This is a genomic window from Microbacterium invictum (assembly GCF_014197265.1).
GTDB lineage: Bacteria > Actinomycetota > Actinomycetes > Actinomycetales > Microbacteriaceae > Microbacterium > Microbacterium invictum.
This window is the reverse complement of record NZ_JACIFH010000001.1, coordinates 145,842-172,447: the sequence shown is the minus strand read 5'-3', so window position 1 is coordinate 172,447 and position 26,606 is coordinate 145,842. Positions and strand designations below refer to the sequence as shown.

The window sequence follows — 26,606 nt, the reverse complement described above, 5'->3', positions numbered from 1 at the left end:
ATGGATCTCGCATACCTGTGGTTCTTCATCGTCGGCATCCTGTTCGTCGGCTACTTCGTCCTCGACGGATTCGACTTCGGCGTGGGCATGTCGCTCCCGTTCCTCGGCAAGGACGAGGTGTCCAGGCGCCAGGTGATCAACACGATCGGGCCCGTCTGGGACCTCAACGAGACGTGGGTCATCGTCGCCGGCGCCTGCCTGTTCGCCGCGTTCCCGGAGTGGTACGCGACGCTGTTCAGCGGGTTCTACCTCGCGCTGCTCGTGATCCTGCTGGCGCTCATCGCGCGCGGCGTCTCGTTCGAGTACCGGCATCAGCGCGACTCGCTGAAGTGGAAGCGCGGCTTCGACCGGATGATCTTCTGGGGCTCCGTCCTGCCGGCGCTGCTGTGGGGCGTGGCCGTGGGCAACATCGTGCAGGGGGTGCCGCTGGATGCCGACCACGAGTTCACCGGCTCGCTGCTGACGCTGCTGAACCCGTACGGCCTGTGGGTGGGCGTCACGACGCTGCTGCTGTTCTGGCTGCACGGGGTGTATTTCATCGGGCTCAAGACCGATGGGCAGGTGCACGACGACGCCCAGTCGCTGGCCAAGAAGCTGGCCGTGCCGACCGTGGTGTTCGCCGCCGGCACCGTGATCTGGACGGTGATGATCGCCGCCGGCCGCGAAGCGCCGCTGCTGTGGGCGGTCATCGCCTGCGGCGTGATCGCCGCGCTGGCGCTGCTCGCATCGGTCGCGCTGAACCGGGCCGACCGCGACGGCAAGGCCTTCGCGTCGGGCGCCGTGACGATCGTCTTCGCCGTGCTGACGCTGTGGCTCGCCCTGTTCCCGTTCGTCATGCCGTCGTCGCCGGACCTGGCGAACAGCCTGACGATCGAGAACGCGTCGAGCACTGACCTCACCCTGCAGATCATGAGCTGGGCCGCCCTGATCTTCCTGCCGCTGGTGCTGCTGTACCAGGGCTGGACCTACTGGGTGTTCCGCAAGCGCGTGACCCGCTCCCGCATGGAGGAGGCAGAGGCCGCCCCCGCGCACTGACCGCGGCGGGGACGGGGCAGGACTTCATCCGTCGCTTCGTGTCGATGGATGCCGGTGTGCCGGCATCTCCGGCCGGATGAGCGATCGGACCAGCAGGTGGGGCAGGATCGAATGGTGGCAACGGACAGATCGGACGCGCGCGAGCGCATGCGGCCCGTCGACCCCCGCCTCCTGCGCTACGCCCGGGCGTCGCGCGGCTTCTTCGTCGCGATCGCGGCGATCGGGTTCGCCCAGACGCTGACGATCGTCGCCTTCGCGTGGCTGCTCACGAGCGCCGTGACCACCGCGATCGCCGGCGGTGAGCTCACCGGCATCCTGTTCCCCCTCGCCGGCGTCGTCGCCCTTCGTGCGGTGCTGCTGTGGGTGCGCGAATCGATCGCCTCCCGCGCCGCGGCCCGCGTGCAGACCCAACTGCGGACCGGCCTCATCGACGCCGTCGGCACGCTCGGTCCAGGGTGGCTCGCGACGCACAACAGCGCCCGTCTCGCCGTGGTCGCCGGCCGCGGACTCGATGCCCTCGAGTCGTATTTCGGCCGCTACCTGCCGCAGCTGGTCCAGACCGTCATCGCCACACCGATCCTCGTGATCGTGATGTGGTGGCAGGACTGGATCTCGGGGCTCACGGTGCTGCTCACGATCCCCCTCATCCCCCTGTTCATGGCGCTCATCGGAGTCGCGACACGCGCCGTGCAGCAACGCCAGTGGGCCACGCTCGGCCAGCTCGCCGCACGCTTCGCCGACACCGTCCGCGGCCTGTCGACGCTGAAGGTGTTCGGACGCCAGCACCGCGCCGTGCGCTCGATCGAGCGCGTGACCACCGAGTACCGGCGCGAGACGATGCGCGTGCTGCGCGTGTCGTTCCTCTCGGGATTCGCACTGGAGTTCCTGGCATCGATCTCCGTCGCCATCATCGCCGTGTCGATCGGCTTCCGCCTGCTCGACGGCGAGCTGGGCCTGTTCGTCGGCCTGTTCGTGCTGCTGCTGGCGCCCGAGGCGTATCTGCCGCTGCGGCAGGTCGGGGTGCAGTTCCACGCAGCCGCCGAAGGGGTGGCCGCGACCGAGGACGTCTTCGCGGTGCTCGACGCCGCGGCCGGCGTCCAGTCGACGGTCGCCGCCCCCGCCGTACCGCCCGCGCGCGATGGTGTGCTCGAGATGCGCGAGGTGCGCGTGCGTCGCGGCGACCGCACCCTGCCGCCGGTGTCGTTCACCGCCCGGCCGGGGACGGTCACGCTCGTCGAAGGGCCCAGCGGCGCCGGCAAGTCGAGCCTGCTCGCCGCGCTGCTCGGCGCGGCGGGCTTCGACGGCACCGCGACTTTCGATGGTGTGGATGCCGGGACCCTCACCCCTGCGACCTGGCTCGCCTGGGCGGGACAGCAGCCGGGCCTGATCGCCGGCACGGTCGCCGCGAACGTCACGCTCGGTGACCTCGCGCCCGATCCGGCTCTGGTCGATCGCGCCCTCGAGCTCGCCCTGGTGGGCGGGCTCGCCCCGGAACACGAACTCGGCGTGCAGGGGTCCGGTCTGTCGGGCGGGCAGGCGCAGCGCGTCGCCGTGGCCCGGGCGTTCTACCGGCACCTGCGTGGCCTGGGCCCCGTGGTGGCGCTGGATGAACCCAGCGCCGCGCTCGACGCGGGCACCGAGGCCGATCTGTGGGCGTCGGTGCGCTCGCTCGCCGACGCCGGCGCGACCGTCGTGCTGGTGTCGCACCGCGAGACCGCCCGCGCGATCGCCGACCGGGTGGTCCGCCTCACCGCGGAGGTGCCGGCATGACGACCGCCGCGGACGTGCTGCGCCGCGCCATGCCCGGCCCCCGCCGGTTCTGGCCGGGCGCGGCATCGGGGTTCCTGTCCGAGGCCTCGGCGGTCGCCCTGCTCGCGGTGAGCGCGTGGCTCATCGTGCGGGCCAGCGAGCAGCCGCTGGTCATGTACATCACGGCGGCCGTCGTCGGGGTGCGCGCCTTCGCGCTGGCGCGGGCCGCCTTCCGGTACACCGAGCGCCTCGCCAGTCACGATGCGGCGCTGCGGCAGCTGGCATCCACCCGCACGGATCTCGTCCGCCGGCTCGTGCCGCTGGCACCGGACGGCCTGGCCCGCGCGCGCCGCGGCTCGATGCTCGGCGCGCTCGTGGACGACGTCGACGAGCTGCAGAACCTGCCGCTGCGCGTCGTCCTGCCGCTCGTGTCGTCGACGGCTGTGGCCGTGGGGGCGCTCGTACTGGTCGCGATCGTCTGGTGGCCGGCCGCGCTCACCCTGCTCGCATGCCTCCTGGCCGCGGCAGTGGTCGCAACCGGGTGGGGCTGGGTGGCCGGATCGCGTGCGGAGCGGGCGATCGCGCCGCTGCGGGGCCGGCTGGCCGATGCTGTGCTCGACCACCTCGGCAGCCTCGACGTGCTGGTCGCGTACGGCGCGGACGACGCCAGCCGGTCGCGCATCGCTCAGGCCGATGCCGACCTGCGACGCGCCGTCGTGCGACGGGCGGGCGCGCAGGCGGGGTCGAGCGCCGTCGTGTCGCTGCTCGCCGGTGCCGCCTCGTTGCTGGCGGTGCTCGCCGTCGTGCCGGGGGTGGATGCCGGTGCGCTCACCGCCCCCGCCCTCGCCGTCGTGGTGCTGGTGCCGATGGCGGTGTTCGAGGTGTTCGCCGCCGTCCCGCTCGCCGCGGCATCGTGGCGGCAGGTGCGGGCGGCCGCCGAGCGGATCGCCGAGGCGCTGCCGGATCGGGTGCCGCCCGAGCTGCCGGACGAGTCGGTGACCGCCGATGCCGCCGCCGTGGAGCTCGGCGACGGACTGCACCTGCGGGGTGTGAGCGCGCGGTGGCCGGGGGCTGCGGCTCCCGCGCTGCACGATGTCGACTTCGATGTGGCTCCCGGCGAGCGTGTGCTCGTGACCGGGTCGAGCGGCGCCGGCAAGACGATGCTGGCGCACGTGCTCGTGCGGTTCCTCGACGTGGACGGCACGTATCGTGTGGGCGCCCGTGATGTGCGTGAAGTGTCGCCTGATGCGGTCCGCCGCGTCGTGGGGCTCTGCGAGCAGCACCCGATGCTGTTCGACGAGGACATCCGGCAGAATCTGCTGTTCGCGCGCGACACCGCGAGCGATGCCGAGCTGGAGGCCGTGCTCGAGCGCGTCGGCCTCGGCGGCTGGCTGCGCGAGCGGGGCGGGCTCGATGCCCGGGTGGGCGAGCGCGGCGCCCTCATCTCGGGTGGTCAGGCGCAGCGCCTGGCGCTGGCCCGCGCGCTGCTGCACGGCTTCCCTGTGCTCGTGCTGGACGAGCCGACCGCCGGCGTGGACCCCGCGGCATCCACCGCCCTGCTGACCGACCTGCTGACTGCGGTCGGCGACGATCAGGCCGTCGTGCTCATCTCGCACGTCGCGGTGCCCGGCGCGCTGGTGGACCGCACCGTGCACCTGGACGCAGGGCGGCTCAGGTGAGCGTCAGGGCGAAGGCCTGCACGCCGGGGTGGGATGGGATCGGGGTGAACCCCACCCGCGGGTAGAACGCGATCGCCCCGGTGTTGCCCACCGATGCGGCCAGATGCACGCCGGTCACGCCCTGGGCGCGCAGTGCGTCGGTGAGCGTGGTGATGAGCGCGCGCCCCCAGCCCTGGCCCTGCGCCTCGGGCAGCAGGTCGATGTGCAGGTGCGCGGGATGGTCGTCGCCGTAGGGTTCTGCACCGCCGCGCCGCCCGTACGCGTACCGCACGATCCCGTCCTGCCGGCTGCGCTCTTCCGCCGGCTCGGGCCACCGGTGGGCGAACCGCGGCCACCACTGGTCGTGGAACCAGTCCTCGAACGCGCGAGTGTCGGGCACTCCGACGATGTACCCGACCAGGCGTTCGTCATCGGTCTCGACAACGAACGCGAACTCCGGATGCCGCGCCGCATACGGCAGCACGAACACGTGAGCCCAGAGGTCGTCATCCTCGAGCAGACCGGTCGCGTCGGACCCTTCGGCGGCCGTGCGCAGGCAGATCTCGGCGAGCGCGGGCTCGTCACCGGCGTGGAAAGGACGAATGCGGGCCATCCGTATATTCTCGCACCGGCATGCGCTTCAGATCGCCAGCAGCCGCACATTCTCGGCAGCGACCCGCAACCGCACCGGCACCCCCGGCGCCAGACCCAGCTCCGCGACATCCTCGACCGGGACCTCGGCCACCACTGCGGGGGTCGCGGTGTGAACACGCACCCCCGACGGGGTCTGCTCGAGCCGCTCGATCCGCGTCAGCCACTCCCCCGGCACCCGCGCGCGCTCGCGCTCCACCCGCAGCGCGGCCGTCCACGACGGCACGTCGACGCGGCTCACCGACACCGCGGACGGGCGGAAGACGGCAGCCAGTCCCCCTCCGTCGGGGACGGATGCCGCGGTCGCACCCGGCAGCACTACGCGCCGGTCATCGTCGGTCCACGCTCCGCGCACGCCCTGCCCGACGACCCGGTTGAGCCCGGCGAGACTCGCGGCGAACGCCGTCGCCGGACGGGCGAACACCTCGCGGGCCGGCGCGTCCTGCGACACCCGCCCGTCCTCGAGCACGAGCACGCGCGAGGCGAGCGCGGCCGCATCCACGGCGTCGTGTGTCACCAGCACGGTGGTGATGCCGACGCGCAGTTCCGCGATCACCGCACGGATGCCGGCTGCCGTCACCGGGTCGAGCGATGTGAGCGGCTCGTCGAGCAGAAGCAGCTGAGGCTGCGCCGCCAGCGCGCGAGCGAGGGCGACCCGCTGCTGCTGCCCGCCGGACAGGCCCGCGGGGCGCTGACCGCCGAGGCCCGGAAGCCCGACCCGCCACAGGAGCTCGTCGGCCTGGTTGGCCGCGATGTCCCGCGCCACCCCATGCGTACGAAGCGCGAAGGCGACATTGTCGCGCGCGGTCATGTGCGGGAACAGGCGTGCATCCTGGCCCAGCAGCACGACCCCGCGCTTGTTCGGGGGAACACTCATGCCGCGCGATCGCGCCGAGCCACCGGCATCCACCCGCCCCGACACCACACGACCCGCCACGCGCACGTAACCGCCGCTCAGCCGCACGAGACCGGCGATCGCCGACAGCAGGGTGGACTTGCCGGCGCCGCTCGGGCCCATGATCGCGATCGTCTCACCCGGAGTAGCCGAGATGACCGCATCCAGCCCGAAGCCCTTGCGGGTCACCATGACCCGCGCGTCGAGGGCGGCGGGCCCGGCCGCCGTCGCACCCGTCCCGGCGCCGAGCGCCGCGGCGCCCCCGGTCATCGGATCGCCCCGGGTCGCCAGGCCCGCACGAGCACGAGTACCGCGACGGCGGTCACCAGCAGCAGGAGGGCGAGGGCGACCGCCGTCCCCTGCGAGACGCCTGCCCCGTTGAACGCGGTGTAGATCGCGAGGGGCATGGTCCGGGTGGTGCCCGGCGCGTTGCCGGCGAACAGCGCGGTCGCACCGAATTCGCCGACCGCCCGCGCGAAGCACAGCACGGTGCCGGCCACGAGCCCCGGCGCCGCCAGGGGCAGCGTGACCCGCCACAGGATCGTCCACCGGCCGGCGCCGAGCGCGGCCGCGGCCTCTTCGTAGCCGACGCCCGTGGAACGCAGCGCTCCTTCGAGGGCGAGCACCAGGAACGGCATCGCGACGAACACCTGCGCCAGCACGACGGCGGTCGTGGAGAAGGGGATCTGGATGCCCCAGCCGGCCAGCACGGGCCCGAGCCACCCGGTGCGGCCGAACAGGAACAGCAGTGCGACACCGCCGACCATGGGCGGCAGAACGAGCGGCACGGTCACCACGGCCCGGAGGACCGCGGCCGTCCGCGCCCCGGCACGGGCGATCGTCAGGGCGAGCGGCACGCCGAGGACAAGACACACGATCGTCGCGACCAGCGCCGTGCGCAGCGACAGGCTCAGCGCCGACAGTGCGGCGGGATCGGTGATGTCAGCCCACAGCGTCGACCAGTCGACCCGCCCGATCAGTGCGCCGAGCGGGACGACCAGCAGTGCGATCCCGATGACCGCCGGGACCACGAGGATCTGCGGGACGAACCCGCGCACATCGCGATCCACCGAACTCACGGTGCGCCGAAGCCGTACTCCGCAAGGACCGTCTGCCCGGCCTCGCCCACGACGAACTCGGCGAACGCCGCGGCGGCGTCGGCGTTCGGCGCTGAATCGAGAACGACCAGCGGGTAGCGGTTGACGACCGCGTCGGCACCTGTCGTCTTGACGGTGTCGACATCACCGGCACCGATCGCGGCATCGGTCACGTACACGAGGCCGGCGTCGGCCTCGCCGGTGGCGACCTTGGTCAGCACGGCGGTCACGTTCTGCTCGAAGCTGTCGACGGATGCCGTGACCCCGGCCGCCGCGAAGACCTTCTCCGACGCCGCACCGCAGGGCACCTCCGGCGCGCACAGCACGATGGTGAGCGACTCATCGGCGAAGTCCTCGATCCCGGTGATGCCGGCGGGGTTGCCGGCGGGCACCACGATGGTCAGCGTGTTGGTGGCGAACAGCTGCGGGTCTGCGGCCAGGCCCGCATCCACGACCTTCTGCATGTTGGCCTCGTCGGCCGAGGCGAACACGTCGACCGGGGCGCCCTCGATGATCTGCGTCGCCAGCGTGGACGATCCGTCGTAGCTGGGCACGATCTGCACGGCCGGGTGCTCCGCGGTGAATGCGGCGGCGAGGTCGTCGAACGAGGCTGTCAGCGACGCCGCGGCGAAGACCGTCACCTCGCCCGTCAGCTCCTCCGCGGCCGGCGGCGCCGGATCGGTGGCGGCGGGTGCCGCGGGAGTGCTCGCGCAGCCCGCCGTCAGCACAACGGCCGCGAGCAGGGCGGTGAAGGGAAGGGCACGACGCATTCTCAGTCTCCTGGGGTTTCGACGATGACGTTGGTGGCTTTGATGACGGCGACCGCGAGCGACCCGGGTTCCAGGCCGAGCTCTCGCACCGCTTCGGCCGACAGCAGCGACACGACCCGGTGGGGTCCCGCCTGGATGTCGACCTGCGCCATGACCCCGTCCACCTGGACGCGGGTGACCAGACCCACGAACCGGTTGCGGGCGCTCGAGAGCACATCGGTCGGATCGGCGGCCGCCTGCCGCAGCTCGACGGCGTGCGCGGCCAGCGCATCCCCCGGGATGGTCGTCGGGGTCTCCCCCGTCGTCGGCAGCACGCCGCGGTCGACCCACCGGCGCACCGTGTCGTCGCTCACACCCAGCAGCTGGGCGGCCTGGGCGATGCGGAAGCTCTGCATGAATGCCACGCTAGCACCGCACTTGCATGCACTGAGCCGTGTTTATTGCGCACCTGCGGAACAGCGGCATCCACTCGACCGCGCTAATTCCCGGTCATGCACCGCGCCGCGCCTTGCCCGGCCGATTACGCTGGGGACATGCCCCTTGCCCCGCTCGTCGAGCCCGTCGCCGCGCTGTCACCGGCCGAGCGCGAGCGCACGCTGCGGCACGCGACGCTCGCCGGCTTCGGCGAGATCGGTCAGCGCCGCCTCGCCGCCGCGCACGTCGCCGTCATCGGTGCCGGGGGCCTGGGCAGCCCCGTCATCCTCGCCCTGGCGGCGGCCGGAGTCGGCACCCTCACGGTGATCGACGACGACATCGTGGAGGCCACCAACCTGCACCGCCAGATCCTGCACCGCCACGCCGACATCGGGGCCGCCAAGCTCGACTCGGCCGTGCGCGCCGCCGCCGATCTCTCACCGGAGACCGTCGTCCACGCGGTGCCCACACGACTGACCGGCGACAATGCCGCCGGCCTGCTGGCCGGCGCCGACCTCGTCGTCGACGGCAGCGACACCTTCGCGACCCGCACCGACGTCGCCGCCGCGTGCGAGGCGCTCGGCATTGCCCTCGTGTGGGGGGTGCTGCAGGAGTTCCACGCACAGGTCACGGTGTTCTGGTCGGCGCCTCCCGCCGGCACGACCCCGGTGCGCCTGCGTGACCTGTACCCCCCGGGCAGCATCGGCGAACCGCCCTCGTGCAGCGCGGTCGGCGTGCTCGGAGCCCTGTGCCTGCAGGTCGGCGGCATGCTCGCCACCGAGGCCATCAAACTCATCACCGGCATCGGCGAACCCCTCCTCGGACGGGTCGCCGTCATCGACAGCCTGCGCGGGACGCAGCGCGAGATCCCCCTCGCCCCCGCCGCGATCACCGAACCCCGATTGGACGCCATGACCCCGGAGCCCACCCTCGAGATCCCGCAGCTGACCGCCGAAGAGATGCTCGCCGCGCAGGCGGCCGGCGCGACACTGCTCGACGTCCGCGAACCCTTCGAGACCGCGACCGGCATCGTCGCCGAGTCGGTGGTCATCCCCCTGGCCGACTTCTTCGCCGACCCGGGGCAGGTCGAGGGTGATCAGGTCGTGGTGATCTGCGCCCACGGCGTCCGCGCCCAGCGGGCCGCCGAAGTCCTCCGCGCCCGCGGCGTCGAGGCATCGGTGCTCGCCGGCGGCCTGGCCGCCTGGGCGTCATGACCGCACCGATCGCCGTCGAGGAGCAGCTGGCCCGGGTCCTGGCATCCACGCGCCTACTCGAGGTCGAGACGCTGCCGGTGCCCGAGGCCCGCGGCCGCACGCTGCGGCAGCCGGTGCGCGCGGCCGTCGACATCCCGGTGTTCGACAACTCGGCGATGGACGGGTTCGCGGTGCGGTTCGCCGATGTGACCGATGCCACCGGCGCGGCGCCCGTCGCGCTGACCGTGGTCGCCGATCTTCCCGCCGGCACTGCCGACGATCCGGCGCTGCGTGCCGGTGAGGCCGCGCGGATCATGACCGGTTCGCCGGTGCCGGCCGATGCCGACGCCATCGTGCCGTTCGAAGACACCGCCGGCGGCCTCGCCGATTCGCTCGGCACCGTCACCGTGCAGCGCGCACCGGCGAAGGCGGGTGCGCACATCCGCCGGGCGGGCGAAGACCTGCGCGCCGGCGACGAGGTGCTGCCGGCCGGAGTGGTCTTCGGCGCGTGGCAGCAGGGCGCGGCTGGGGCCGCCGGGGTCGCGGAGGTCGTCGTCTCGCGGTGCCCGCGCGTCGCGGTGATCTCGACCGGCACCGAGCTGGTCGCCCCGGGCTCTCCGCTCCGGCGCGGCCAGATCCCCGAGTCGAACAGCGTGCTGCTGGCCGGACTCGTCGCCGAGGCCGGTGCCGACCTCGTGCTGCGGACGAGCGTCGACGACGAGGGCTCGCAGCTGCGCGATGTGCTGGCCGGCGTGCTCGACGAGGTCGATGCCGTCATCTTCTCGGGTGGGGTCAGCGCCGGCGCCTACGAGGTCGTCAAGAACGAGCTGGCCGGCACGATGACCTTCTCCAAGGTCGCGATGCAGCCCGGCAAGCCGCAGGGGTTCGGCGTCGCACCGTCCGGCGCGCTCCTGTTCGGGCTCCCGGGCAATCCGGTCAGCGCGGCGGTGTCGTTCGAGGTGTTCGTCCGGCCGGCGCTGCTGGCGATGCAGGGGCGCGCGGCGCTGGCGCGGCCGGTGCTGCGCCTGCCGGCATCCACCGCCTGGAAGACCCCGCCGAACCGGCGTCAGTACCTGCCCGCGACGATCGACCGCTCCGACCCGTCGCGCTGGACCGCGGGCCCCGCGACCGCGGGCGGCTCGGGCTCGCACCGCGCCGGCGGCCTGGGTGCGGCCGAGGCGTACGTCGTCGTCCCCGCCGAGGTGGATGCCGTCGCCGCAGGCGACGAGGTCGATGTCTGGACCTTGGAAGGATGAGCACATGAGCTTCACACACCTGGACGACGCCGGCCACGCGCGCATGGTCGACGTGACCGCCAAGCAGCCGACCGTCCGCTCGGCGACGGCGCGCGGCTTCGTGCGCTGCGCCCCCGAGGTCGTCTCAGCGTTGCGCGGGGGCACGGTGCCCAAGGGCGATGTCCTGGCCGTCGCGCGGATCGCCGGCATCCAAGCCGCGAAGCAGACGCCCGCCCTGCTGCCGCTCGCGCACGTCATCGGCGTGCACGGCGCGGTCGTCGACCTCGAGGTGACCGGCGACGGCGTCGAGATCTCGGCCACAGTGCGCACCGCCGACCGCACGGGCGTCGAGATGGAGGCCCTCACTGCGGTGTCCGTCGCCGGACTGGCCGTGGTCGACATGGTCAAAGGCATGGACAAGGGCACGTCGATCGAGAACGTGCGGATCACGGCGAAGACGGGCGGCAAGAGCGGCGACTGGGTCCGCCCGGAATGACGGCCGCGATCCTGCTCGCCGGCGGCCGCGCGACGCGGCTGGGTGGCCGCGACAAGCCGCAGCTCGAAGTGGGTGGACGGTCGCTGCTGCAGCATGCGCTGGCGGCGGTGGACGGCTGTGCGCCGGTGGTCATCGTGAGTGACCCGGTGGCCGGGGTGACGGGCGTGCGGTGGGTGCGCGAGCAGCCGAGGTTCGGCGGACCGGCCGCCGCCGTCGTGGCAGGGGTCGGGGCGCTCGGCGAATCCGGGAACGTGGATGCCGCGGCGCTGCCCGAGTGGACCGTGCTGCTGGCCTGCGACCTGCCCCGGGCCGGTGACGCGATCGCACGCGTACTGCGCGATCTGCCGCTGCTGCCGGCCGACACCGACGGCGTCTGCCTGGCCGACCCGACGTCACGGCCGCAGTGGCTGACCGGCGCGTACCGGACGGCGGCGCTGCGGCGGGCGGCCGCCGCGCTGCCCGACGCCGGGGCGGGCGCATCGATGCGCGACCTGCTGGCCGACCTTGCGATCGCGGTGGTCACCGCCCCGGCGGACGAGACCGCCGATGTGGATACATGGGAAGATCTGTACAGGGCCCGCGCGCAGTACGGCGGGCCGGATGAGGAGCGATCATGAGTGAGAAGACCCTTCCGCCCGAGGCCCTCGACGCGTGGGCCGCGGCACTGCGCGAGCGGTTCGGACTCGCTGAGGAGGATCTGCCGATCTCGCTGATCCTCGACCTCGCGCGCGATGTCGCGGTGGGCGTCGCACGCCCCGCCGCGCCGTTCAGCGCCTTCGCCGCGGGACTGGTCGCCGGACGTGCGGGCGGCTCGCCCGCCGACGTGCGGGCCGCTGCCGCGGCGATCACCGAACTCGCCGGCACCTGGGAGAACTGATGGTCCGCGTCCGTTACTTCGCGGCTGCGGAGGAGATGGCCGGCCGCGCCGAAGAGCACAGAGCCGAGGCGACCCTCGGCGCCCTGCGCACCGCGCTGGCGACCGAGCGGCCGGGCTTGGGCGGCATCCTGCCGCGCTGCGCCGTGCTGGTCGACGGCTCCCGGGTGGGCGACGACGCCCCGCTGGGCGCGGACGCGCTGGTCGACGTCCTGCCCCCGTTCGCGGGCGGCTGACCGGCGCCGAGCACCGCGTCGCCCTCGACGGCGCCGAGCGCGCATCCACGGCGCCGGGTGCGTACCCGGGCTATCCCCCGAGGCCCTTCCAGGCCGTCGTGCCATCGGCCTCGACCTGCCGCTTCCAGACCGGGAGCGACCGCTTGATGTCCTCGATCACCTCGCGGCAGATCTCGAACGACTCGGCCCGGTGCGGCGTCGCGACCGCGATCACCACCGCCGCGTCTCCGACCGCGAGCCGCCCGATACGGTGACTGACCGCCATGATCGCCTCCCGGTCGCCGGCGGCCCGCAGCGCGATGTCACGCAGCGTCGCCTGCGCATCGGGGTGCGCGGTGTATTCCAGCGCGACGACCGGCGTCGCGGCATCCGGATCATGATCGCGCACCGTGCCGATGAAGCTCGCCACCGCGCCGGCGGCCGGATCGTCGACGGCCGCCAGGTGAGCGGCGACGTCGAGGGCCGTCTCGCTGATCCGCGCGATGCGCACATCGGCCATCAGTGGTCACCGCCGTCGAGCTGATCCAGAACGTGCGTTGCCACCGACAGCACGACCGGCATGCCCACCGCGACGGCGGCGGGTGACCCCGGGAGGTTGACGATGAGAGCGGTGGATGCCGTGCCGACGAGCCCCCGGGTCAGCATGCCGTGCGGCTTCTCGAGCGTGTCGCGGCGACGGAGCTCCTCGGCGATGCCGGGCAGCTCCCGGTCGAGGACGCGGGCCGTGCCCTCGGGGGTGCGGTCGCGGGGCGAGATGCCGGTGCCGCCGGTCGTGACGATGAGCCGGATGCCGGCGGCGAGCGCCTCGCGCAGTGCCGCCTCGACGGTGTCGGCGCCGTCGGGGATGACGACCGCATCGACCGCGGAGAAGCCGGCGTCGCGCAGCGCGGTCACCGCGACCGGCCCGCTGCGGTCCTCACGCTCACCGCGGGCCGTCCGGTCGGAGACCGTGATCACGCGCGCACTCAGACCCATATCCTCAGCCTATGCGCGGTGCCCGCGCACGGCCGCTCACGGCTTGGGGGCACGGGCGTCGCGCAACATGCCGGCCACCACGAGCGCGGCGGCGCCGACGAGCACCAGCAGCCACAGGCCCAGCGCATACGAGTTGGTCTCGGCCTGGTAGGTCGCGCCCATCACGAGCGGCGGGAAGTAGCCGCCCAGGCCGCCGGCCGCGGCCACCACGCCGGTCACCGCGCCGACCTTGTCGGGCGGTGTGGAGGGACCGACCCAGGCGAACACTGCGCCCATTCCCAGGCCCATCGCCGCGGCCATCAGGATGAACACGACGCCGGTGAGCACTCCCTCCGGGGGCTGCTGGCCCACGATGTAGGCGGTGGCGACGATGCCCGCCAGCGACACCAGCGAGATCACCTTGGGACCGAAGCGGTCGGCGAGCACACCGCCGATCGGGCGCGCCACGACGGCGGCCGCCGCGAACAGCGCTGTGCGCGTGCCGGCGCCCACGGCATCCACGTCGTCGGGATAGATGGTCATGAGGTACTTCGGCAGGAAGGTCGAGAACGCGACGAACCCGCCGAACACGATCGCGTACAGGAACGACATCTGCCAGGTGATGACGAGCTTGAGCGCGCCGGTGACCTTGGGAATCAGCGCCTGGTGGCTGGGCTTCCACACCGGCGACTCGCGCATGCCGAACCACACGACCACGGCCATCACGACCATCACGGCCGCGATCAGCAGGTGCGTGGCCAGGTAGCCGATGCCCTCGGCCAGTCGGGGCGTCGCGAACGCCGAGACCGCGGTGCCGATCATGCCCATGCCGAAGATGCCGTTGGCAAGGCCGCGCCGTGCGGGCGGGAACCAGGCGCTCGCGAACGGGATGCCCACCGCGAAGATCGTGCCGGCGACGCCGAGGAGGAATCCCGACACGAGCAGCAGCCAGTAGCTGCCGATGCTGCCCGCCAGCGCCACCAGCAGCACCGGAGGCACCGCGGCCAGCAGCACGAGGGTGAACATCTTCCGGCCGCCGAAGCGGTCGGTCATCGCACCGACGACGATGCGGCCGAGGGCGCCGACCAGCACCGGCATGGCGAGCATGAGCGAGACCTGCCCCTGGTCGAGCCCCATGTCCGTCGCGTAGATGTTCTGCAGCGGCGCGATCGCCATCCAGGCCCAGAATCCGACGGTCGAGGCGAGGGTGGCGAGGATCACCTGCCTCAGCCCTCCGCGCAGGTCGGGCTCGGCGGCGGTGGCCGGTTTCTCGGTGGTGCTCGACGACATGCGGTCTCCTCGGTCGGGCCGTCACAGCGGCCACAACAGTCACAGCGGTCACCGCCGGCAGACCGGCGTATCGCGACCCAACCTAGCGGCGCCACGCCCGCGCGTCACCCTCTCCGGCCGTGTCAAAACCCCTGTCCAGATAAGGCAAACCTAAGTTGGAAGCCGTTTCATTTGACACGGGAGAGGGGGATGGACACCCCGGTACGACGCCGCCAGACTGGGGTCAGCCGGTCACCTTCAGGAGGACTCATGACCCCCGACACACGCGCGATCCATCCCGCGACCGACGGCCCGCTGGCCGACACGCTCCTGAACATGGGGCGTTTTCTGCGCCGCGGTGAGACCAGCGAGGATCTGCGCGCCCTGTTCCTCGAAGGCGGACGCTCCGGCGACGTCTTCTACCGCGACCGGTGGTCGCACGACAAGGTCGTCCGCTCCACCCACGGCGTCAACTGCACCGGCTCCTGCTCGTGGAAGGTGTATGTCAAGGACGGCATCATCACCTGGGAGACGCAGCAGACCGACTACCCGAGCGTCGGCCCGGACTCCCCCGAGTACGAGCCCCGCGGCTGCCCCCGCGGTGCCGCATTCAGCTGGTACACGTACTCGCCCACACGCGTGCGGTACCCCTACATCCGCGACACGCTCGCTCAGCTCTACCGCGACGCCAAGCGCACGCACCCCGACCCGGTCGACGCGTGGGCCTCGATCGTCGAGGACCCCGAGAAGGCCCGCAGCTACAAGTCCGCCCGCGGCAAGGGCGGTCTGATCCGCACAACGTGGGACGAGGCGATGGAGATCGCCGCGGCGGCACACGTGCACACGGTCAAGGAGTACGGTCCCGACCGCATCGCCGGCTTCTCCCCCATCCCCGCGATGTCGATGGTCAGCCACGGCGCCGGCGCCCGGTTCCTGAACCTGCTGGGCGGCTCGATCCTCTCGTTCTACGACTGGTACGCCGACCTTCCGGTCGCCAGCCCCCAGGTGTTCGGCGACCAGACCGACGTCCCCGAGTCCGCCGACTGGTGGAACGCCGGCTACCTCATCATGTGGGGCTCGAACGTGCCGGTGACCCGCACGCCCGACGCCCACTTCATGGCCGAGGCACGCTACCGCGGTCAGAAGGTCATCACCGTCTCGCCCGACTACACCGACAACACCAAGTTCGCCGACGAGTGGGTCGCACCCCATCCCGGCACCGACGCGGCCCTGGCCATGTCGATGGGCCACGTCATCCTCACCGAGCACTACGTCCACAAGCGCACGCCGCGGTTCGAGGACTACATGCAGCGCTACACCGACTCGCCGTACCTGGTGACCCTGGAGGAGCACGGTGGCGGGCTCGTGCCGGGCAAGTTCCTGACGGCGAGCGATCTGGGTGGGACGGATGCCGCGGCTGCGCGCGCCGACTTCAAGACGGTGATGCTGGACCAGCACGGCGCCCCCTTCGTGCCGAACGGGTCGCTCGGACACCGTTTCACACCCGAGGACGAAGGCAAGTGGAATCTCGATCTCGGCGACGTCGTGCCACCGCTGTCGCTGGCCGACCTCGCTGACACCACCGCGTCGGCCGAGGTGCTCCTGCCCCGGTTCGATCTGACCCCCGACGCCGAGTCCGAGCACACCGGCGGCAGCGGCGTGGTCGTCCGCGGCGTCCCGGTCCGCACCGTCGCCGGCAAGCTCGTCACCACGGTCTTCGACCTGCTGCTGGCCCAGTACGGCGTGGGTCGCGAGGGCCTGCCCGGCCAGTGGCCGACCGGCTACGACGACCCGTCGACTCCCGGCACCCCCGCCTGGCAGGAGGAGATCACCTCGGTCCCGTCTGCGCAGGCGATCCGCATCGGCCGCGAGTTCGCCGACAACGCCGACCGTTCGGGCGGCCGCTCCATGATCCTCATGGGCGCCGGCACCAACCACTGGTTCCACTCCGACACCATCTACCGCACGTTCCTCGCGCTGACGACGATGACCGGATGCCAGGGCGTCAACGGCGGCGGCTGGGCGCACTACGTCGGTCAGGAGAAGGTCCGGCCCATCACCGGCTACTCGCAGTACGCGACCGCCGGCGACTGGAACCGCCCGCCCCGCCAGCACATCGGCACCGGCTTCTGGTACCTCGCCACCGACCAGTGGCGCTACGACGGCCTGCCCGCCGACCAGCTCGCCTCGCCGCTCGCGCGCGGCACGTTCACCGGGCGCACCACGGCCGACTGCATGGTCGAGTCCGTCAAGCGGGGGTGGATGCCGGCGTACCCGACGTTCTCGCGCAACTCGCTCGACCTGGTCGACGAAGCCGAGGCCGCGGGCAAGGAGCCCGCGCAGCACGTGGTCGACAGCCTCACCGACGGCTCCCTCGAGTACGCGGTCGAAGACCCCGACGCCCCCGAGAACTTCCCCCGCATCGTGCTGGTCTGGCGCGCGAACATCCTCGGCTCGTCGGGCAAGGGCAACGAGTACTTCCTCAAGCACCTGCTCGGCACGGACTCCGCCGTCCGCGCCGCCGAGACGCCGGAGGACGCGCGACCGCGCGACATGCGCTGGCGCGACAAGGCCCCCGAGGGCAAGCTCGACCTGCTGATGACCGCCGACTTCCGCATGACGTCGACGACGCTGTTCAGCGACATCGTGCTGCCGGCTGCCACGTGGTACGAGAAGTACGACCTGTCCTCGACCGACATGCACCCGTTCATCCACGCGTTCACCCCGGCGATCACCCCGCCGTGGCAGACCCGCACCGACTTCGACCTGTTCGGCGCCCTCGCACAGAAGTTCAGCGAGTACGCGCGGACCCACCTGGGCGTGCGGAAGGACCTGGTGGCCTCGCCGCTGCAGCACGACACGGCCGACGTCATGTCGACCCCGCACGGCACCGTCGTGGACGGTCTTCCGCTGATCCCGGGCAAGACGATGGCCAAGCTCATCGTCGTCGAGCGCGACTACCCGAACCTCTACGAGAAGTGGAAGTCGCTGGGCCCGCTGACGGCGAAGCTCGGCATGACCACCAAGGCGATCACCTATCACCCCGACAAGGAGATCGAGCGTCTCACGCATGTCAACGGCACCGTGGCGTCCGGCCCCTACGCCGGGACGGTGCGGCTGGACTCCGACAAGCGCGTGTGCGAGATGATCCTCGCGTTCTCGGGCACCAGCAACGGGCGCCTCGCCGTGCAGGGCTTCCGGGAGCTCGAGAAGCGCACCGGACAGCGCATCGCGCACCTGGCCGAAGACCACGAGGGCGCGCACATCACCTTCACCGACGTGCAGGTGCAGCCGCGCAGCGTCATCACCTCGCCGGAGTGGTCCGGGTCGGAGCACGGCGGCCGGCGCTACACGGCCTTCGCGATCAACGTCGAGCATCTCAAGCCGTGGCACACCCTCACCGGGCGTCAGCACTTCTACCTCGACCACGACTGGATGGAGGAGCTCGGCGAGAACCTGCCGGTGTTCCGTCCGCCGCTGGACATGCACCGCCTGTTCGGCGACGGCAAGGTCGGCGCGACCCGTCGCGTCGCCGGGCCGGGCGCCGCGGGCCAGACCGAGGTGACGGTGCGGTACCTGACGCCCCACTCGAAGTGGTCGATCCACTCCGAGTACCAGGACAACCTGTTCATGCTCTCGCTGTCCCGCGGCGGCCCCACGATCTGGATGAGTCCGCAGGACGCCGACAAGATCGGCGTCCGCGACAACGAGTGGATCGAGTCGTACAACCGCAATGGGGTCGTGGTCGCCCGGGCGATCGTGTCGCACCGGATGCCGGAGGGCACGGTGTACATGTACCACGCGAAGGATCGTACGGTCGATGTGCCGATCGCGGAGACCAGCGGTCTGCGCGGCGGCATCCACAACTCTCTGACACGGATCCTGCTCAAGCCGAGCCACCTCATCGGCGGCTACGCGCAGCTCGCATGGGCGTTCAACTATCTCGGCCCGACCGGGAACCAGCGCGACGAGATCACCTCGATCCGTCGCCGCAGCCAGGAGGTGGAGTACTGATGAAGGTCATGGCGCAGATGTCGATGATCATGAATCTCGACAAGTGCATCGGGTGCCACACCTGCTCGGTGACCTGCAAGCAGGCGTGGACGAACCGCACCGGCGTGGAGTACGTGTGGTTCAACAACGTCGAGACCCGTCCGGGCGTGGGCTACCCGCGTGGCTACGAGGACCAGGAGAAGTGGCGCGGCGGCTGGGAGCGCACCAAGCGCGGCCGTCTCAAGCTGAAGGGCGGCGGCCGGCTGGCGAAGCTCTCGCGCATCTTCTCCAACCCGAAGCTGCCCGAGATCCACGACTACTACGAGCCGTGGACCTACGACTACGACATGCTCCTGAATGCGCCCAAGGGCGCGCAGGTGCCGGTCGCGCGCCCCAAGAGCCTGCTCACCGGCGAGAACATGAAGATCTCGTGGTCGGCGAACTGGGACGACGACCTGGGCGGTTCGATGGAGACGATGCAGGACGACCCGATCCTGCAGAAGATGAGCGAAGAGGTGAAGGCCGAGTTCGAGAAGGCCTTCATGTTCTACCTGCCGCGCATCTGCGAACACTGCCTGAACCCGTCGTGCGTGGCATCGTGCCCCTCCGGTGCGATGTACAAGCGGGCTGAGGACGGCATCGTCCTGGTAGACCAGGACCAGTGCCGCGGCTGGCGCATGTGCGTGTCGGGCTGTCCCTACAAGAAGGTGTACTTCAACCACCGCACCGGTAAGGCCGAGAAGTGCACGATGTGCTACCCGCGCATCGAGGTGGGTCTGCCCACCGTGTGCTCCGAGACCTGCGTCGGGCGCCTGCGCTACCTGGGCCTGGTGCTGTACGACGCAGACCGCGTCGCCGCGGCGGCCAGCGTCGAGGACGACAAGGCCCTCCTGCAGGCGCAGCGCGACATCATCCTCGACCCGAACGACCCCGAGGTGATCGCGGCGGCGCGGCGCGAGGGCATCCAGGACGACTGGATCGAGGCCGCCCAGCGCAGCCCGATCTGGAAGCTCATGCAGTACCAGGTGGCGCTGCCGCTGCACCCCGAGTACCGCACGATGCCGATGGTCTGGTACATCCCGCCGCTCTCCCCCGTCGTCGACGTCGTGACCGGCTCGGGCAACGACGGCGAGGACGCGCGGACGCTGTTCGCGGCCATCGACAAGCTGCGCATCCCGATCAGCTACCTCGCCGAGTTGTTCACCGCAGGTGACATCGCGCCCGTCGACTTCGCGCTGCGGCGGCTCGCGGCGATGCGTTCGTACATGCGCGGCATCTCGATCGACGACGAGCGCGATGAGCGCATCGCGAACGAGGTCGGCATGTCCGGCGCCGAGGTCGAGGAGATGTACCGCCTGCTCGCGATCGCCAAGTACGAGGAGCGCTACGTCATCCCGTCCGCGCACACCGAGCAGGCGCACGAGCTGGAAGAGATGGCGTGCTCGCTCGACTTCGACGGCGGCCCCGGCATGGGCGGCGCCGGCCCGTTCGGCTCGTCCAGCGGTCCATCGGTACCCGTCGCGGTGGAGAACTTCCACATCCTCGCCGACCGGCAGACCGCCGACCGCCCGTCGACGCCGGGCCGCGTCAACCTCCTCAACTGGGACGGCAACGGCACGCCCCAGGGCCTGTTCCCGCCCGACACCGCTGACGACGTGCGCGCACGCCCGGACGACCAGTCATGAGCCCGACAGTCACCCGCGTCACTCCGCGAAAAGCCCTGCCGCCCGAGCTGGCGGCGGTGCGGCTGAGTGCCGCGCAGCGCGCGAACGTGCACATGATCGCCTCGCTTCTGCTCGATTACCCGGATGCCGCGTGGTTCGCGCGCCTGGACGCGGTGCAGTCGCACCTGGTCGGGCTTCCGTCTGCCATCGCCGGCCCGTTCGAGGACTTCATCGCCCAGGCCCGGCGCGCCGGGGCGACCGAGTGGCAGCGCCGGTACGTCACGACGTTCGACCTGAAGCGCAAGTGCAGCCTGTACCTGAGCTACTACGCGACCGGCGACACCCGCCGCCGCGGAGTGGCGCTGGTCACCTTCCTCGAGGCATACCGCGCCGCGGGCTGGGAATTCGACGCCGACGACCTGCCCGACTATCTGCCGGCCGTCCTGGAGTTCTCGGCGCGCTCGGACTCCGAGATCGCCGGCGCGCTCATCGCATCACATCGTGAAGGCATCGAAGTGCTGCGCGCGGCGCTGGAGGGCATGGACAGCCCGTGGGCGCTGGTGGTGCGCACGATCACGCTGTCACTCCCGCCCATCGACGCCCGCACCCGCGAGCGCTTCCTCGATCTCATCAGCGAGGGGCCGCCCACCGAGACCGTCGGTCTCAGCTTCCTCGGTCAGCTCGCCCCCTTCCGTCCCGTCTCGCAGGAGGAATCGTGAACGCCCTGCAGTTCATCCTCTGGGTCGCGCTGCCGTACGCGGCGATCGCGGTCTTCATCGTCGGCCACATCTGGCGCTACCGGTACGACAAGTTCGGCTGGACCACCCGGTCGAGCCAGACGTACGAGAACCGGCTGCTGCGCTGGGGGTCGCCGATGTTCCACTTCGGCATCCTGATGGTCATCGCCGGGCACGTCGTGGGTCTGCTGATCCCCCGCGAGTGGCTCTACGCGATCGGCATCTCCGAGGAGATCTACCACATCGGCGCGACGGTGCTCGGCACGGCGGCCGCCGTGCTGACCCTCGCCGGTCTCGCGATCCTGATCTACCGCCGCCGCACGGTCGGGCCGGTGTTCCTGGCCACGACGGTGATGGACAAGGTGATGTACGTGTTCCTCGGCGCGACACTCCTGTTCGGCACGGCGGCCACGGTCGTGCACCAGGTGTTCGGCGGCGGATTCCACTACCGCGAGACGGTCTCGCCGTGGATCCGCAGCATCCTCGGTTTCCAGCCGCAGCCCGAGCTGATGCTCGACGTGCCGATCCTGTTCCAGCTGCACGTCATCACGGCGTTCCTCCTGTTCGCGCTCTGGCCCTTCACGCGCCTCGTGCACGTGTTCTCGGCCCCGGTGGGCTACCTGTTCCGCCCGTACGTCGTGTACCGGTCGCGCGACGCCGCCCGCCCCCAGCGCCCGACGCGCCGCGGCTGGGACCCCGTCAAGCAGCCCGACCCCGAGAAGCTCCACAAGCTGTAGGTCTCACGCCCCGGGTCGCCGTCACGAAGTCCGCAGAATCGCACCAAGTTCGTATCGAAACCCGCGACCGGGTGCGGAGTTCGCGCGATTCTGCGCATCAAGTGTGGTCAGACCTCCGCAGGTCGAGCCGGCAGGATCGCAGACCCAGCGGCCTCAGCGGATGCGCACGGGCACGGTGCGGTATCCGGCCACGGGTGGCTCCTCGCGGACCGGGTCGCCGGCCGGCTCGAGGTCGCCGGCGGCGAGCACCGCGCGCACCAGCACGCGCAGCTCGCGCGCGGCGAGCGGCCGTCCGGGGCACACGTGCGGGCCGGTGCCGTACACGAGGTTGTCGTCCGCGTGGGCCGCGGCGTCGAACTCGGAGCCGAACACCTCGGGGTCGGTGTTGGCTTCGCGCCAGTCGAGCACGACGACCTGCCCGGCCGCGATCGGGCATCCACCGACCGAGGTGTCGCGGGTGGCCCGGCGCCGGTTCGACACGAACGGGTCGTCGCGGCGGAGGAGTTCGTCGACGATGGCATCCACTTCGGCATCGGAGGCCGCCCGCACGCGCGCGGCCAGCTGCGGGGCAGCCATGAGCCCGGCCACCACCACGCCCGCGCACAGCGCGATCGAGGAGAGGTCTCCCCCGGTCCAGTTGCGCAGGATCGAGACCAGCTCGGGGTCGGTCAGCAGCGTGCCGTCGGACTTCGTGAGCACCGTCAGCCGCGTCGTGAGATCGTCGTGGGGTTCGGCGCGGCGCTCGGCCAGCAGCGCGCGGATGATCCCGTCGAACCGCGCCGCCACCTCGGTCGTGCGGGTCTTGTCGCCGCTGCGGGTGGCGGCCCGGTTGTCGGCCACCCACTCGAGCAGCGTGTCTTCGAGCCGGGCCGTCCAGCCCAGCCAGTGCGACTGGGCCCGCACCGCGAACCGCGCGCCCAGATCGGCGACGGCGTCGAACGAGTCCGACGATGCCAGCGACGCGACGAGGTCTTCGGCGATGCGCTCGAAGCCGGGCATGTAGCCGTCGAGCTCGTGGTCGGTGAAGAACGGGTCGATGAACCGGCGCGCGGCGGCGTGCGGGGCGCCGTCGAGTCCGTTCGGGATCTGCAGATGCTGCGACACCGCAGCCGAGAACGTCTCCGGGTCGTGCGCGGCAGCCACCACGTCCGCGTGCCGGCGCAGCACGACCCGGTTCGGCCGCTCACGGATGGTGGAGTGGACGTCATTCCTCGACATGGAAGATCCCCTGTGCACCCTTCTCTGCGTCGCTCATGATGTGGGTGACGAACGGGTAGTCGCCGGCCTCGGGGAAGGCCAGCTCCACGAACCCGCCCTGCGCGGGCTGCAATGCCAGTGCCTGCGCACCGCCCGGGTCCGAGGCGAGCAGCCGGTAGTCGCCCTCCAGGTAGACCGTGTCGAACTGTCCCCCCACGACGTGGAACGAACTGGCGACGTTGGGTCCGGCATCCAGCACCCAGATGCGCACCCGCTCGCCCACCGTCGCCGGCAGGGGCCGGTACGCGTACTGGTTCGCGTAGCCGTTGAACGCGACCAGGTCGGGGGTCTGCGCGGCGATCTTGTCGGCGTCGGCGGTGGACTCCTGCGGCCCGAGATACAGCTCGCCCTGCACGAACACGTACTCCTTGTCGACGGGCTCCAGGTCGGGCGGGTCGATGATGACGGCGCCGTGCATGCCGTTGGCGATGTGCATCGACATGGGGTGGGTCGAGCAGTGGTACATCCAGATGCCGGCCTGCGTCGCGGTGAACGTGTAGGTCAGCGTCTCGCCCGGCTGGATCGTGCGCATCGGCTCGTTGGGCGCGAGCGCTCCGGCGTGGAAGTCGACGGAGTGACCGATGGTCCCGTCGTTGACGAGGGTGATCTCGAACGTGTCGCCGATCTTGCCGCGCAGCACCGGGCCGGGGGCGCTGCCGCCGAAGGTCCATCTCGTCTGATGGATGCCGGGGGCGACCTCCGCCACGGTCTCTTCGACGTTCAGGGTGATGCGGTGGACTGTGTCGCCGGATGCCGGGGCGAGAGCGGCCGGCCACGGCGCGAAGCCGGCATCCGGCTCGCGCTGCAGGTCGATGTCGTCGGCTGCGGATGGACCGGGCGCCGCGGCCCCGTGGTCGTGCTCGGACTCGGCGTCCTCCGGTGCTCCGACGGCCACCACGGTGAGCTCCATGCCCATCTGGCGGTGACCGGCGATCGAGCACCAGCCGTCGAGGTCCGCGCCGATCACGCCGACCTCGAGCGTCTCGGTCGCGCCGGGCGCCAGTCGCTGCGAGCGCACGCCGTTGGCGAAGGTCAGATCGTGCACGTCGGTGCCGGTGTTCTCGAACACGACGACCAGCTCGTTGCCGGCCGGCACCTCGATGACGGCGGGGGTGAACCGCATGCCCTCGACCTGCACGGAGACCTCGGTGGTCTCGCCCGTCGCGGTGACGTCGCTCGCGGCGGCGGTGTTGATGCCGATCGCGGCCGGGTCTGCGGCCACGCCCCCGGCCACGCACAGTGCGAGCACGGCGAATCCGGCGACCACGGCGCCGCCGTGTCGGGGCTGCGGCGGTGGTGGGGTGGATGCCGGTGCCATCAGCTTCACGCGTCCGCTGCGATCCGGGTTCGCGCCCTCTGCCCTGCGCACCCGGCGGCCGGCGATGAGCGCGCGCACCACGAGCACGAGGAAGGCGATGACGACACCTGCGGCGGCGAACGACAGCAGCACCCTGGCGGCGGAGGGCATGGGCAGCAGGTAGAGCACGATCGCGCCGTTGTAGATGACCACGCGGGCGGCGGCGCCGCGGTCAAGCATCTCCGCGCCGGCCTTGGCCGCGGCGGGGCTGCCGAGCGCGACGACCGGCAGCAGATAGCTCAGGGCGCCGCTGACGATCTGCACGGCGAAGCCGGCCACCAGCGGACCGAGCATCATCAGGTACTCGCCGCGCAGGCTCGCCCAGTCGGGCTGGATGACCGCGTGCACACCGAGGGCGGCCGCGGCGAAGACCACCCAGCAGAAGGCGGCGGCCAGGCTCCACCCGGCGAAGGTTCCCGGCGGCATGGCGCGCGCTTCGCGCCACCCCTCGACGGCCAGGCGCACTGCGCCGGCCAGCCAGATCGCCATGCCGACGGTGACGAGCAGCTGCAGGTCGGCGAGGGGACCGACGGCCGCGACGGCGAGCCCGGTGATCAGCACCGGCAGCGCGTGGCGCGCCGCGGCGTCGGCCGAGGCGGGCACCTTGGCGTGCAGGATGGTCGGCCACAGCAGCACCAGCGTGCCGAAGACGGTGAGGCCGATCCAGCCGTACGCGTTGAGCACGATGTGGGTGTTCACCAGGCGGTCGGTGATGTCGGGGTCGCCCAGCGCCGGCATGACCGCGCCGACCGCGATGCCGCCGAGGAACACGAGCGCCGCGGCGACGTAGTAGCGCACGAGCGGCGCGAACCGGGCGGGCAGAGCACGACGCAGCTGCAGCCACAGGATCACCGCGTGCGCGATGATCGCCACGGCGACGGCGATCGCACCGCCGATCACGAGTGGCACGGCGCCGGTGAGCATCCCCGCGATGATCACGCCGGCACCGGCGCTCTGCAGCCCGAGCCGCACCCCCAGTCCGATGCGCCCGGCGGGTGCCGCCCGGCGCAGCAGGGTGTCGGCGAAGTGCTGCGACCAGATCAGGATCGCCGCGGTCACCGCGCCCAGCAGGGGCACGTGCACCATGAGCCACATCGGCTGGTTCACGAAACGGTGGATGGTCACCGCGACGACGGTGAGCACGATCCACAGCAGGATGACCGAGTTGGTCAGCAGGTACCAGTTACGTCGCGACACGACTCTTCTTCTTTCCTCGTTCGCGCAGCGAGACCGTCACGGCCGTGGCGGCGAACAGCAGTATCGCGACGACGGCGCCGATGCCGCCGGCTTGGAGCGCACCCGTGATCCCCCAGGCGTCGCCGGCGACGACGCGCACCAGCAGCGCCGCCTGCAGCAGCGCCACCGGCACGTACAGCGCGGGGTGGTAGGGGATGTCGACCTGCAGCACGGCCGGCAGGATCAGCGGCGCGTGCGCCATGATCATCGTGATCACGAACCCCAGGAAGATCGCGTGGGTGGTCGCGTCGTAGACCGGCCCCTCGGTGCGGGCGCCGCCGAGCAGCCACCCGGCGCCCGCGATCAGCAGCCAGCCGTATCCGAGGTACACGCACACCGCGACGAAGCGGGGCAGTCCGTGCTGGCGAATCGTGCCGCGGACGATGTCGTATCGCAGCAGCCAGACGACGATGGCCAGCAGCAGGATGCCGGAGACGGGCACGGCGATGACCGGCATGGTGAGGGTGAGCAGAGCGGATGCCGACAAGCCCACCGAGAGGATCAGCAGCAGCCGCTCGGCGCGCGCGCCGGGGCTGGCAAGACGCGCGAGCTCGAGGCGCTCACCGGCGATCGTGAGGATCAGGAAGACCGCCAGCAGCGGCACGAGCCGGTTCGGCGGAACGCCGCCGCACCAGGCCAGGCCGGCGGCGATGCCCGTGACGGCCCCGGCGGCCTGCACGGCGGTGGCCGTCATCGGCTGGCGCTGCCAGATCGCCCGGTACTGGAGCAGGTGCATGACGAGCCCGGCGGTGATCACGACCTTGCCGATGATCGTCGGCAGCGGCGTGATCGTGATGACGGACCCGAGCGCCAGCAGTACCGGCGCCGAGTAGGCCCATGCCGCGCGCAGGGCGACGGCGCGCTCGAGGCTGATGAGCGTGCCGACGAAGCCGAACACGAGCAGCGTGGAGTGCAGATCCGGCTCATTCACGACCGGCATGGCGACGCCGAGCAGCAGCAGGCCCGAGTTCAGGCCCAGCAGCATGAGGGCGGCCGCGGGCACCATGATGAGGATTCGGGCCGCCCGTCGAGACGTGGCATCCACCCTTCCAGCTTAGGTGCGCCTCACCCGCCCAGATCCGGCCCCGGCCGGGGAAAA

Annotated in this window: 24 protein-coding genes; 13 read left to right on the top strand and 11 right to left on the bottom strand. The window is 71.6% G+C overall.

Annotated features, from left to right (window positions below; translation table 11 throughout):
- The 3 genes from cydB to cydC all read left to right on the top strand — a co-directional run bounded on the left by cydB (window position 1) and on the right by cydC (window position 4,463).
- Window positions 1–1,035: a cytochrome d ubiquinol oxidase subunit II gene (gene cydB, locus BKA10_RS00875; RefSeq protein ID WP_183498087.1), complete on the top strand. Its 1,035-nt coding sequence runs from the start codon at window positions 1–3 to the stop codon at window positions 1,033–1,035.
- A 147-nt stretch (window positions 1,036–1,182) separates the two neighbouring features.
- On the top strand, window positions 1,183–2,805 hold the full coding sequence (gene cydD / locus BKA10_RS00870; RefSeq protein WP_183500986.1) for a thiol reductant ABC exporter subunit CydD: 1,623 nt from the start codon (window positions 1,183–1,185) through the stop codon (window positions 2,803–2,805).
- A complete protein-coding gene (gene cydC / locus BKA10_RS00865) occupies window positions 2,802–4,463 on the top strand; it encodes a thiol reductant ABC exporter subunit CydC (RefSeq protein WP_183498085.1) in 1,662 nt (553 codons plus the stop codon). Before cydD ends, cydC begins: the two co-directional genes overlap by 4 nt.
- On the opposite strand, the gene BKA10_RS00860 is transcribed toward cydC, so the two are convergent.
- Genes BKA10_RS00860 through BKA10_RS00840 form a run of 5 tightly spaced genes read right to left on the bottom strand, consistent with a single transcriptional unit; the run spans window position 4,456 to window position 8,250 of the window.
- The gene (locus BKA10_RS00860; RefSeq protein ID WP_183498083.1) at window positions 4,456–5,055 is read right to left on the bottom strand and encodes a GNAT family N-acetyltransferase; all 600 of its coding nucleotides are present in this window, start codon (window positions 5,053–5,055) and stop codon (window positions 4,456–4,458) included. The two genes, cydC and BKA10_RS00860, sit on opposite strands and share 8 nt — an antisense overlap.
- 27 nt (window positions 5,056–5,082) lie before the next feature.
- Window positions 5,083–6,258, bottom strand: coding sequence for an ABC transporter ATP-binding protein (locus tag BKA10_RS00855; RefSeq protein WP_183498081.1), 1,176 nt, complete (start codon window positions 6,256–6,258; stop codon window positions 5,083–5,085).
- On the bottom strand, window positions 6,255–7,058 hold the full coding sequence (locus BKA10_RS00850; RefSeq protein WP_183498079.1) for an ABC transporter permease: 804 nt from the start codon (window positions 7,056–7,058) through the stop codon (window positions 6,255–6,257). The genes BKA10_RS00855 and BKA10_RS00850 overlap by 4 nt, the downstream gene beginning before the upstream one ends.
- A gap of 5 nt (window positions 7,059–7,063) precedes the next feature.
- The gene (modA, locus tag BKA10_RS00845; RefSeq protein ID WP_183498077.1) at window positions 7,064–7,855 is read right to left on the bottom strand and encodes a molybdate ABC transporter substrate-binding protein; all 792 of its coding nucleotides are present in this window, start codon (window positions 7,853–7,855) and stop codon (window positions 7,064–7,066) included.
- Between the two features lie 2 nt (window positions 7,856–7,857).
- Entirely contained in the window at window positions 7,858–8,250 is a 393-nt protein-coding gene (locus BKA10_RS00840) for a TOBE domain-containing protein (RefSeq protein WP_183498075.1), read from the bottom strand.
- A 138-nt stretch (window positions 8,251–8,388) separates the two neighbouring features.
- Here BKA10_RS00840 and BKA10_RS00835 point away from each other — a divergent pair, with 138 nt between their 5' ends.
- The 6 genes from BKA10_RS00835 to BKA10_RS00810 are packed head-to-tail and all read left to right on the top strand — an operon-like array spanning window position 8,389 to window position 12,303.
- Window positions 8,389–9,483 carry a ThiF family adenylyltransferase gene (locus BKA10_RS00835; RefSeq protein WP_183498073.1) on the top strand — a complete coding sequence of 365 codons (1,095 nt, stop codon included), beginning with the start codon at window positions 8,389–8,391 and terminating at the stop codon, window positions 9,481–9,483.
- Window positions 9,480–10,718 carry a molybdopterin molybdotransferase MoeA gene (locus BKA10_RS00830; RefSeq protein ID WP_183498071.1) on the top strand — a complete coding sequence of 413 codons (1,239 nt, stop codon included), beginning with the start codon at window positions 9,480–9,482 and terminating at the stop codon, window positions 10,716–10,718. The genes BKA10_RS00835 and BKA10_RS00830 overlap by 4 nt, the downstream gene beginning before the upstream one ends.
- 4 nt (window positions 10,719–10,722) lie before the next feature.
- Window positions 10,723–11,193, top strand: a complete 471-nt coding sequence (gene moaC, locus BKA10_RS00825; protein WP_183498069.1) for a cyclic pyranopterin monophosphate synthase MoaC — start codon at window positions 10,723–10,725, stop codon at window positions 11,191–11,193.
- Window positions 11,190–11,810, top strand: a complete 621-nt coding sequence (gene mobA, locus BKA10_RS00820; protein ID WP_183498067.1) for a molybdenum cofactor guanylyltransferase — start codon at window positions 11,190–11,192, stop codon at window positions 11,808–11,810. Before moaC ends, mobA begins: the two co-directional genes overlap by 4 nt.
- Window positions 11,807–12,070, top strand: a complete 264-nt coding sequence (locus tag BKA10_RS00815; RefSeq protein ID WP_183498065.1) for a DUF6457 domain-containing protein — start codon at window positions 11,807–11,809, stop codon at window positions 12,068–12,070. Before mobA ends, BKA10_RS00815 begins: the two co-directional genes overlap by 4 nt.
- The gene (locus BKA10_RS00810; RefSeq protein ID WP_183498063.1) at window positions 12,070–12,303 is read left to right on the top strand and encodes a MoaD/ThiS family protein; all 234 of its coding nucleotides are present in this window, start codon (window positions 12,070–12,072) and stop codon (window positions 12,301–12,303) included. Before BKA10_RS00815 ends, BKA10_RS00810 begins: the two co-directional genes overlap by 1 nt.
- A gap of 70 nt (window positions 12,304–12,373) precedes the next feature.
- On the opposite strand, the gene BKA10_RS00805 is transcribed toward BKA10_RS00810, so the two are convergent.
- Genes BKA10_RS00805 through BKA10_RS00795 form a run of 3 tightly spaced genes read right to left on the bottom strand, consistent with a single transcriptional unit; the run spans window position 12,374 to window position 14,547 of the window.
- Window positions 12,374–12,802 (bottom strand): molybdenum cofactor biosynthesis protein MoaE, encoded by a 429-nt coding sequence (locus tag BKA10_RS00805; RefSeq protein ID WP_183498061.1) that lies wholly within the window; start codon window positions 12,800–12,802, stop codon window positions 12,374–12,376.
- A complete protein-coding gene (locus tag BKA10_RS00800) occupies window positions 12,802–13,278 on the bottom strand; it encodes a MogA/MoaB family molybdenum cofactor biosynthesis protein (protein WP_183498060.1) in 477 nt (158 codons plus the stop codon). The genes BKA10_RS00805 and BKA10_RS00800 overlap by 1 nt, the downstream gene beginning before the upstream one ends.
- A gap of 36 nt (window positions 13,279–13,314) precedes the next feature.
- Window positions 13,315–14,547 (bottom strand): MFS transporter, encoded by a 1,233-nt coding sequence (locus BKA10_RS00795; protein ID WP_183498058.1) that lies wholly within the window; start codon window positions 14,545–14,547, stop codon window positions 13,315–13,317.
- Window positions 14,548–14,796: 249 nt separating this feature from the next.
- Between BKA10_RS00795 and BKA10_RS00790 the strand changes: the two genes are divergently transcribed.
- Genes BKA10_RS00790 through narI form a run of 4 tightly spaced genes read left to right on the top strand, consistent with a single transcriptional unit; the run spans window position 14,797 to window position 21,657 of the window.
- The gene (locus tag BKA10_RS00790; protein ID WP_183498056.1) at window positions 14,797–18,540 is read left to right on the top strand and encodes a nitrate reductase subunit alpha; all 3,744 of its coding nucleotides are present in this window, start codon (window positions 14,797–14,799) and stop codon (window positions 18,538–18,540) included.
- Entirely contained in the window at window positions 18,540–20,204 is a 1,665-nt protein-coding gene (gene narH / locus BKA10_RS00785) for a nitrate reductase subunit beta (RefSeq protein WP_183498054.1), read from the top strand. Before BKA10_RS00790 ends, narH begins: the two co-directional genes overlap by 1 nt.
- On the top strand, window positions 20,201–20,902 hold the full coding sequence (narJ, locus tag BKA10_RS00780) for a nitrate reductase molybdenum cofactor assembly chaperone (RefSeq protein WP_183498052.1): 702 nt from the start codon (window positions 20,201–20,203) through the stop codon (window positions 20,900–20,902). Before narH ends, narJ begins: the two co-directional genes overlap by 4 nt.
- A gap of 5 nt (window positions 20,903–20,907) precedes the next feature.
- Window positions 20,908–21,657 (top strand): respiratory nitrate reductase subunit gamma, encoded by a 750-nt coding sequence (narI, locus tag BKA10_RS00775; protein ID WP_183500985.1) that lies wholly within the window; start codon window positions 20,908–20,910, stop codon window positions 21,655–21,657.
- A gap of 153 nt (window positions 21,658–21,810) precedes the next feature.
- On the opposite strand, the gene BKA10_RS00770 is transcribed toward narI, so the two are convergent.
- The 3 genes from BKA10_RS00770 to BKA10_RS00760 are packed head-to-tail and all read right to left on the bottom strand — an operon-like array spanning window position 21,811 to window position 26,552.
- Window positions 21,811–22,875 carry a cytochrome P450 gene (locus BKA10_RS00770; protein WP_183498050.1) on the bottom strand — a complete coding sequence of 355 codons (1,065 nt, stop codon included), beginning with the start codon at window positions 22,873–22,875 and terminating at the stop codon, window positions 21,811–21,813.
- Entirely contained in the window at window positions 22,862–25,468 is a 2,607-nt protein-coding gene (locus BKA10_RS00765; RefSeq protein ID WP_183498047.1) for a multicopper oxidase domain-containing protein, read from the bottom strand. Before BKA10_RS00765 ends, BKA10_RS00770 begins: the two co-directional genes overlap by 14 nt.
- Window positions 25,455–26,552: a DUF8744 domain-containing protein gene (locus tag BKA10_RS00760; protein WP_183498045.1), complete on the bottom strand. Its 1,098-nt coding sequence runs from the start codon at window positions 26,550–26,552 to the stop codon at window positions 25,455–25,457. The genes BKA10_RS00765 and BKA10_RS00760 overlap by 14 nt, the downstream gene beginning before the upstream one ends.
- Window positions 26,553–26,606 lie beyond the last annotated feature (54 nt).

Bases quoted from the DNA above. Each gene is read 5' to 3' on its own strand.
- mobA (WP_183498067.1), top strand. From the start codon at position 11,190: ATGACGGCCGCGATCCTGCTCGCCGGCGGCCGCGCGACGCGGCTGGGT.
- BKA10_RS00860 (WP_183498083.1), bottom strand. From the start codon at position 5,055: ATGGCCCGCATTCGTCCTTTCCACGCCGGTGACGAGCCCGCGCTCGCC.
- narH (WP_183498054.1), top strand. From the start codon at position 18,540: ATGAAGGTCATGGCGCAGATGTCGATGATCATGAATCTCGACAAGTGC.
- cydB (WP_183498087.1), top strand. From the start codon at position 1: ATGGATCTCGCATACCTGTGGTTCTTCATCGTCGGCATCCTGTTCGTC.
- modA (WP_183498077.1), bottom strand. From the start codon at position 7,855: ATGCGTCGTGCCCTTCCCTTCACCGCCCTGCTCGCGGCCGTTGTGCTG.
- BKA10_RS00800 (WP_183498060.1), bottom strand. From the start codon at position 13,278: ATGGGTCTGAGTGCGCGCGTGATCACGGTCTCCGACCGGACGGCCCGC.
- BKA10_RS00830 (WP_183498071.1), top strand. From the start codon at position 9,480: ATGACCGCACCGATCGCCGTCGAGGAGCAGCTGGCCCGGGTCCTGGCA.
- BKA10_RS00855 (WP_183498081.1), bottom strand. From the start codon at position 6,258: ATGACCGGGGGCGCCGCGGCGCTCGGCGCCGGGACGGGTGCGACGGCG.
- BKA10_RS00790 (WP_183498056.1), top strand. From the start codon at position 14,797: ATGACCCCCGACACACGCGCGATCCATCCCGCGACCGACGGCCCGCTG.
- BKA10_RS00835 (WP_183498073.1), top strand. From the start codon at position 8,389: ATGCCCCTTGCCCCGCTCGTCGAGCCCGTCGCCGCGCTGTCACCGGCC.
- BKA10_RS00810 (WP_183498063.1), top strand. From the start codon at position 12,070: ATGGTCCGCGTCCGTTACTTCGCGGCTGCGGAGGAGATGGCCGGCCGC.
- moaC (WP_183498069.1), top strand. From the start codon at position 10,723: ATGAGCTTCACACACCTGGACGACGCCGGCCACGCGCGCATGGTCGAC.
- BKA10_RS00805 (WP_183498061.1), bottom strand. From the start codon at position 12,802: ATGGCCGATGTGCGCATCGCGCGGATCAGCGAGACGGCCCTCGACGTC.
- narJ (WP_183498052.1), top strand. From the start codon at position 20,201: ATGAGCCCGACAGTCACCCGCGTCACTCCGCGAAAAGCCCTGCCGCCC.
- BKA10_RS00770 (WP_183498050.1), bottom strand. From the start codon at position 22,875: ATGTCGAGGAATGACGTCCACTCCACCATCCGTGAGCGGCCGAACCGG.
- BKA10_RS00815 (WP_183498065.1), top strand. From the start codon at position 11,807: ATGAGTGAGAAGACCCTTCCGCCCGAGGCCCTCGACGCGTGGGCCGCG.
- cydC (WP_183498085.1), top strand. From the start codon at position 2,802: ATGACGACCGCCGCGGACGTGCTGCGCCGCGCCATGCCCGGCCCCCGC.
- cydD (WP_183500986.1), top strand. From the start codon at position 1,183: ATGCGGCCCGTCGACCCCCGCCTCCTGCGCTACGCCCGGGCGTCGCGC.
- BKA10_RS00840 (WP_183498075.1), bottom strand. From the start codon at position 8,250: ATGCAGAGCTTCCGCATCGCCCAGGCCGCCCAGCTGCTGGGTGTGAGC.
- BKA10_RS00795 (WP_183498058.1), bottom strand. From the start codon at position 14,547: ATGTCGTCGAGCACCACCGAGAAACCGGCCACCGCCGCCGAGCCCGAC.